The organism is Streptomyces sp. NPDC056503, from assembly GCF_042794995.1.
Taxonomy (GTDB): domain Bacteria; phylum Actinomycetota; class Actinomycetes; order Streptomycetales; family Streptomycetaceae; genus Streptomyces.
The window spans coordinates 1-5577 of record NZ_JBHTST010000235.1; the positions used below are offsets into that span (position 1 = coordinate 1).

Annotated in this window: 7 protein-coding genes and 1 riboswitch; of the genes, 3 read left to right on the top strand and 4 right to left on the bottom strand. The window is 72.7% G+C overall.

What is annotated here, in order from left to right:
• Nucleotides 1–1185 (bottom strand): biotin synthase BioB (gene bioB, locus ACFQ8C_RS36285; protein ID WP_383466128.1); only part of this gene is annotated, 1185 nt, incomplete at its 3' end.
• A 156-nt stretch (nucleotides 1186–1341) separates the two neighbouring features.
• On the opposite strand from bioB, the gene ACFQ8C_RS36290 reads away from it, so the two are divergent.
• Both ACFQ8C_RS36290 and ACFQ8C_RS36295 read left to right on the top strand, forming a co-directional pair.
• Entirely contained in the window at nucleotides 1342–2520 is a 1179-nt protein-coding gene (locus ACFQ8C_RS36290) for an 8-amino-7-oxononanoate synthase (RefSeq protein WP_383466130.1), read from the top strand.
• A gap of 168 nt (nucleotides 2521–2688) precedes the next feature.
• Entirely contained in the window at nucleotides 2689–3126 is a 438-nt protein-coding gene (locus ACFQ8C_RS36295) for an ATP-binding protein (RefSeq protein WP_383466132.1), read from the top strand.
• Between the two features lie 104 nt (nucleotides 3127–3230).
• Here ACFQ8C_RS36295 and ACFQ8C_RS36300 read toward each other — a convergent pair whose 3' ends face one another.
• The 3 genes from ACFQ8C_RS36300 to ACFQ8C_RS36310 all read right to left on the bottom strand — a co-directional run bounded on the left by ACFQ8C_RS36300 (nucleotide 3231) and on the right by ACFQ8C_RS36310 (nucleotide 5171).
• Nucleotides 3231–3707, bottom strand: a complete 477-nt coding sequence (locus ACFQ8C_RS36300; RefSeq protein WP_383466134.1) for a C40 family peptidase — start codon at nucleotides 3705–3707, stop codon at nucleotides 3231–3233.
• Between the two features lie 3 nt (nucleotides 3708–3710).
• Nucleotides 3711–3917, bottom strand: a riboswitch (cyclic di-AMP (ydaO/yuaA leader).
• Between the two features lie 314 nt (nucleotides 3918–4231).
• Nucleotides 4232–4537: a hypothetical protein gene (locus ACFQ8C_RS36305; protein WP_383466136.1), complete on the bottom strand. Its 306-nt coding sequence runs from the start codon at nucleotides 4535–4537 to the stop codon at nucleotides 4232–4234.
• Nucleotides 4538–4544: 7 nt separating this feature from the next.
• Complete coding sequence (locus ACFQ8C_RS36310) at nucleotides 4545–5171, bottom strand: ATP-dependent Clp protease proteolytic subunit (protein ID WP_383466140.1); 627 nt, start codon at nucleotides 5169–5171, stop codon at nucleotides 4545–4547.
• 58 nt (nucleotides 5172–5229) lie between these two features.
• Between ACFQ8C_RS36310 and ACFQ8C_RS36315 the strand changes: the two genes are divergently transcribed.
• Nucleotides 5230–5529, top strand: coding sequence for a type II toxin-antitoxin system Phd/YefM family antitoxin (locus ACFQ8C_RS36315; RefSeq protein ID WP_383466138.1), 300 nt, complete (start codon nucleotides 5230–5232; stop codon nucleotides 5527–5529).
• The last annotated feature ends 48 nt before the right edge of the window (nucleotides 5530–5577 follow it).

Sequence of the window (5577 nt, forward strand, 5' to 3'; positions counted from 1 at the left end):
CGCGGGGGCCTCGGCGGGGCCGCCGCACGGCCCGCCGCCGCCGCCGGCCGCCGCGTCCGCGTGCGAGCCGCAGCCGGCCGCCGCGTCCGCGTGCGAGCCGCAGCCGGCCGCCGCCTCGGAACCGCAGCCGCCCGCCGTGGCGTGCGAGCCGCAGCCCCCGCCGGCCGCCGCGAGCGCGTCGGCGCGGTGGGCGGGCAGCGTGGTGGTGCCCGCGCCCTCCACCTCGAAGCCGGCGTCCGCGATCATGGCGAGGTCGGCCTGGCCGGCCTGGCCCTCGCTGGTGAGGTAGTCGCCGAGGAAGATCGAGTTGGCGATGTTGAGCGCCAGCGGCTGCATGGACCGCAGGTGCACCTCACGGCCGCCCGCGATCCGCACCTCCACGTCGGGGCAGACGAAGCGGACCATGGCGAGGATCCGCAGACAGCGCTGCGGGCTGAGGTTCCACTCCTTCGCCAGCGGCGTGCCCTCGAAGGGGATGAGGAAGTTGACCGGCACCGAGTCCGAGTCCAGCTCGCGCAGCGCGAACACCACGTCGACCAGGTCCTCGTCGGTCTCGCCCATGCCCGCGATCAGGCCGGAGCAGGCCGAGAGGCCCGCCGCGTGCGCCTTCTGCACGGTGTCCACCCGGTCCGCGTAGGTGTGGGTGGTGGTGATCTCGCCGTACGTGCCCTCGGAGGTGTTGAGGTTGTGGTTGTACGCGTCGGCGCCGGCCGTCTTCAGCCGCTCGGCCTGACCGTCGGAGAGCAGACCGAGGCAGGCGCACACCTCGACGCCCTCGTTCTGCTCCTTGATCGCCTCGATGGTCCTGCCGACCCGGTCGACGTCCCGGTCCGTCGGACCGCGGCCGCTCGCCACCAGGCAGACCCGCTTGGCGCCGCCGGCGATGCCGGCCGCGGCAGCCTCGGACGCCTCGTCCGGCTTCAGCCAGGTGTACTTGAGGATGTCGGCCTTGGAGCCGAGCCGCTGCGAACAGTACGAGCAGTCCTCCGGGCACAGCCCGGACTTCAGGTTGACGAGGTAGTTCAGCTTCACCCGCCGCCCGAACCACTGACGACGCACCTTGCCGGCGGCCGCCACCACATCGAGCAGGTCGTCGTCGGAGGTCGCCAGCACGGCGAGCGCTTCTTCACGGGTCGGCGTCTCGCGCCGCAGCCCCTTCTCCACCAGCGTGTTCAGCAGGTCCATAAGGGCTGATCCTTGCCTACGGCACACCCCCCGGCCAAGGAGGATCTGAACAAACGGGCCCGATCGAGGTGTGTGGATGACCACATCCCGACCTCGGCCTCCTGCCGTTAGGGTCTGTGCGCTGCCTACAAAAGGTGCCTACAAAAGGAACGCCGCATGTCCCAGGCCCAGCCGACCCCGCCCGCGCGCCGCACCGCCTTCGACTGGACCGGGGCGGAGGCCCGCCGCCGGGCCGAGGCCGGGCTGGTCAGGACCCTGCGGCCGCGCCCGGCCGAGTCGGACCTCCTCGACCTGGCGGGCAACGACTACCTCGGCCTCACCCGGCACCCCGAGGTCACCGGCGCGGCCGCCGAGGCCGCCCGCCGCTGGGGAGCCGGAGCGACCGGTTCGCGGCTCGTCACCGGCACGACCCGGCTGCACACCACGCTCGAAGCGGAACTGGCGGCGTTCTGCGGCTTCGAGGCCGCCCTGGTCTTCTCCTCCGGCTACACCGCCAACCTCGCCGCGCTCACCGCGCTCGGCGGCCCGGGCGCGCTGGTCGTCTCCGACGCCGCCAACCACGCCTCGATCGTGGACGGCTGCCGGCTCGCCCGCGCGGAGGTCGCGGTCGTCCCGCACGCCGACCCCGAGGCCGTACGCAAGACGCTCGACGCGCACGAGGGGCGGCGGGCGCTCGCCGTCAGCGACTCCGTCTTCTCCGTCGACGGCGACCGGGCCCCGCTGGAGGAACTCGCCGCCGCCTGCCGCGAGCACGGCGCCGGGCTCGTCGTCGACGACGCGCACGGCTTCGGCGTCCTCGGCGCGGGCGGCCGGGGCGCGCTTCACGGCGCCGGGCTCGCCGGCGACGAGGACGTGGTGGCCACCCTCACCCTCTCCAAGTCGCTGGGCAGCCAGGGCGGTGCGGTCCTGGGTCCGGCCCGGGTGATCGAGCACCTGGTCAACGCGGCGCGCACCTTCATCTTCGACACCGGGCTCGCCCCGGCCGCCACCGGCGCGGCGCTCGCGAGCCTGCGGCTGATCGCCGCCGACCCGGGGCTCGCCGAGCGGGCGCGGACGGTCGCCGTGACGCTGCACCGGATGCTCACCGAGGCCGGGTTCGCCTCGGCCCGGCCCGACGCGGCCGTGGTCTCGGTCCGCGCGCCGGGGCCCGAGGAGGCGCTGCGGTGGGCGGCCGACTGTCGTGAACGGGGGCTGTCCGTGGGCTGCTTCCGGCCCCCGTCCGTGCCCGACGGCGTCTCGCGGCTGCGGCTGACGGCCCGCGCGGACCTGACGGACGCGGAGATCGAGCGGGCGGTCGCCACGATCGCGGGGACCGCGCCGGCCGGCGCCCGCTGAGCACCGCGCGGCGGCCATGAACCGTCGACAGACCGAGAGTTCACCGCTTCGGGCGACAGAACGGGGCATATCTCGGGAGAACGACCCACCCGCGCGCCGGATCGGTGGGAGGCTGACGCGGAGCGCGATCCGGGGCGACGGCCCCGGCGGGAAAGGGACGACGTCGCCATGGCAGATCACCAGGAAGCATCCGTCACCCTGCCGAGCGATCCCGCCGCGGTCGCCACGGCGCGGAGGTTCGTGGCGGAGGTGCTCGGCCGCTGGGGTCTGGAGGACGGCGGCGACACGGCGGACTCGATCCGGCTGATGGTGTCGGAGCTGACGACCAACGCGGTGCTGCACACCTTCGGACAGTCGCCCACCTTCACGGTCGAGCTCCACCTCGACCGTGAGGAGGTCCTGCGGATCGGCGTCACCGACAGCCATCCGCGCTTCCCGCGGCGGCTGCCGGCCGCCGTCCAGCAGGACAACGGCCGCGGCATGGTGATCATCCGGGTCCTCGCGGCGGAGGCCGGCGGACGGCTCTCGGTCACGGCGACCGCCGAGGGCGGCAAGACCGTGTGGATCACGCTGCCCTGGGCCGTGGCCGCCGTCCCCGCCTGCTGAACCGGTTCTCCGGCACGGCCCGGCGGAGGAGGAACGGGGGCGCCTGCGGTGAGGGGTGCGGCGGCGCCACCGCACCCGGGGACACCACCGCAGGCGCCGGTGGGTCAGCGCACGCGACCGTAGAAGACCTTCGAGGACCAGATCCTGTCGAGCTTCACCCAGGAGCCGGTCTTGGGCGAGTGCCAGATCTTGCCGCTACCGGCGTAGATCCCCACGTGGTAGACCCTGCCGCCCGAGTGGAAGAAGACCAGATCGCCCTTCTGCCGGCTGGAGGCGGAGATGTGCCGGGTGTTGTTGTACTGCTGCTGCGCGGTGCGGGGCAGCGACTTTCCCGCCTTCTTGTACGCGTAGACCGTGAGTCCGGAGCAGTCGAAGCGGGTGGGCCCCGCCGCGCCGTACCGGTAGGGCGCGCCCTTCTTGGAAGCGGCGACGCCCAGTGCCTTCGTCGCGTGGGAGGTGGCTGCCTGGGCCTCGGGTGCGGCCCCCGGGGCGAGGAGCGTGCCGCCGACGGCGGCGAGGGTGAGAGCCGAGACGGCTCCGGCCCGGGACAGCAGGGACGGGACATGCATCTGCGCGGTCATGCGCAACCCTTCGTCAGCCGCCTGTGAAGGATGACCTGTCGGGTTCGGGCAGGCGAAGATGCCCGGCCGCGGCTGCGGCTTCACCCCGAGGGACGGCCGCGCTGGGGATACAGCGCGGTCGACCCGTACTGCTCGGGTCCTCCACTCCTGCCGATCCACTCCTGTCGACCAGACGTCCGGGACGGCGGCAGGACTCGGCGTCCGCCCGGACCGCCCCGCCTGGGTGGCGGGGGCTTGTCGTCGTCGAGGATCTTGACCCACGGATCGGGCGAAAACCGAGCGGAAACGGCGTTATGTGAGGCTCCTCACGACTGATCCATACGGGTGGACAAGACGGTTTCGTGATCGTCGTAGGTTTGGCCGACGAGCCTCGTACCAGCGTCGGAATGCCCGATTCCGCCAAATGCGTACACCTGTTGCGCAACTCGCACACTTCACCTGTCGATTTCGCGACTACGCCGAACGGGGGACGATTCCTGCGTCCCGTGTCGGCCGTCCGGGGCTCGACACGACACGACGGAATGTCAACTCGCCCGCGCTCCGGGCACGGTGACACGAGCCGCCCGCCGCTCGCCGTCCAACACCCGCAGGGCGCAGGCCAATGTCTCGGCGTGGACCTCGCTCTCGCCCCGCATATGCATGAGCGTCAGGGCCTCGCGCAGCGCCTCCACCCGCCCGACCAGCGCCTGGGCGGCCCGCAGGGCTCCATAGGTATGCGATCCCCTGGATGGATTGATCTTTCCCAGGAGGTCCACGACTTCGAGGTACGCGTCGATCAACTGCCCCTCGGCGCGCGTCAGGGCGGGCAGCGGCGGAAGCTCCGGCACCATCGCGGCCTCACCGCGCTGCCGGTGCGCCGGAGCCGGCCCGGCGCGTGCCGACGACGTCGTCGACCAGGCCGTAGGCGAGTGCGGCCGGCGCGTCGAGGACGGTCGTGCGGTCGGTGTCGGCGGCGACCCCCTCCGGGTCCCGGCCGGTGTACGAGGAGAGGAGGTCCGTCATCACGTCGCGCAGTCGAAGCAGTTCGCGTGCCTGGAGGTCCAGGTCCGAGAGCTGGCCGGTGAGCGGTTCGTCGAGGACCGGCTGGCGCAGGGTGACCCGGGCGCCGGGCAGCATCAGGCGCTTGCCGGGCGTCCCCGCGGCGAGCAGGACCGCCGCCGTGGACCCGGCCTGGCCGAGGCAGGTGGTCTCCACGTCGCTCGCCAGGCTGCGCATCGTGTCGTGGATCGCGGTCATCGCGGTGACGGAGCCGCCGGGGGAGTTGAGGTAGAGCGCGATGTCCCGCCCGGGATCCGCGTGGTCCAGGTGGAGGAGCTGGGCGATCACGTCGCTCGCGGCGACGTCGTCGACCGCCGTGCCGAGGAAGACGATCCGGTTCTCCAGGAGCTTCGCGTACGGGTCGAGGGTCCGGGTGCCGTACGAGGTCCGCTCCGAGAACTCCGGCAGTACGTGGCGTGCGTCCATCATGGGCGCCTCCTTCTGTCAAAAATGTACAGGACGTACAGACCGTAAGATGAGGAGCATGACCTACGAGATCCCGGTGACGCAAGCGCGGGCGGAGCTCGCCGACCTCATCAACCGCGTGGTGTACGGCGGTGAGCGCGTGGTCGTGACCCGGCACGGAAAGCCGCTCGTCGCCCTCGTCTCCGCCGCCGACCTGGAACGACTGGAGAAACTGGAGGTCGAGGCGCCCGGCGCGCCCGACGAGCCGGTGATCCGTTCCCTCTCCGGGACGGGGCTCGCCGGCGGTCTCGGTTCCGCCACCGGTGAACAGCGCCGCTTCGGCATCGCCGCCCACCACCGCGACCCCGGAACCGGCTGATCGTCCCGGTGCGCACCGGAAAGCCGTGTGCCCCCGTCCGACACGGAC

Bases quoted from the DNA above. Each gene is read 5' to 3' on its own strand.
- ACFQ8C_RS36290 (WP_383466130.1), top strand. From the start codon at position 1,342: ATGTCCCAGGCCCAGCCGACCCCGCCCGCGCGCCGCACCGCCTTCGAC.
- ACFQ8C_RS36295 (WP_383466132.1), top strand. From the start codon at position 2,689: ATGGCAGATCACCAGGAAGCATCCGTCACCCTGCCGAGCGATCCCGCC.
- ACFQ8C_RS36300 (WP_383466134.1), bottom strand. From the start codon at position 3,707: ATGACCGCGCAGATGCATGTCCCGTCCCTGCTGTCCCGGGCCGGAGCC.
- ACFQ8C_RS36305 (WP_383466136.1), bottom strand. From the start codon at position 4,537: ATGGTGCCGGAGCTTCCGCCGCTGCCCGCCCTGACGCGCGCCGAGGGG.
- ACFQ8C_RS36310 (WP_383466140.1), bottom strand. From the start codon at position 5,171: ATGGACGCACGCCACGTACTGCCGGAGTTCTCGGAGCGGACCTCGTAC.
- ACFQ8C_RS36315 (WP_383466138.1), top strand. From the start codon at position 5,230: ATGACCTACGAGATCCCGGTGACGCAAGCGCGGGCGGAGCTCGCCGAC.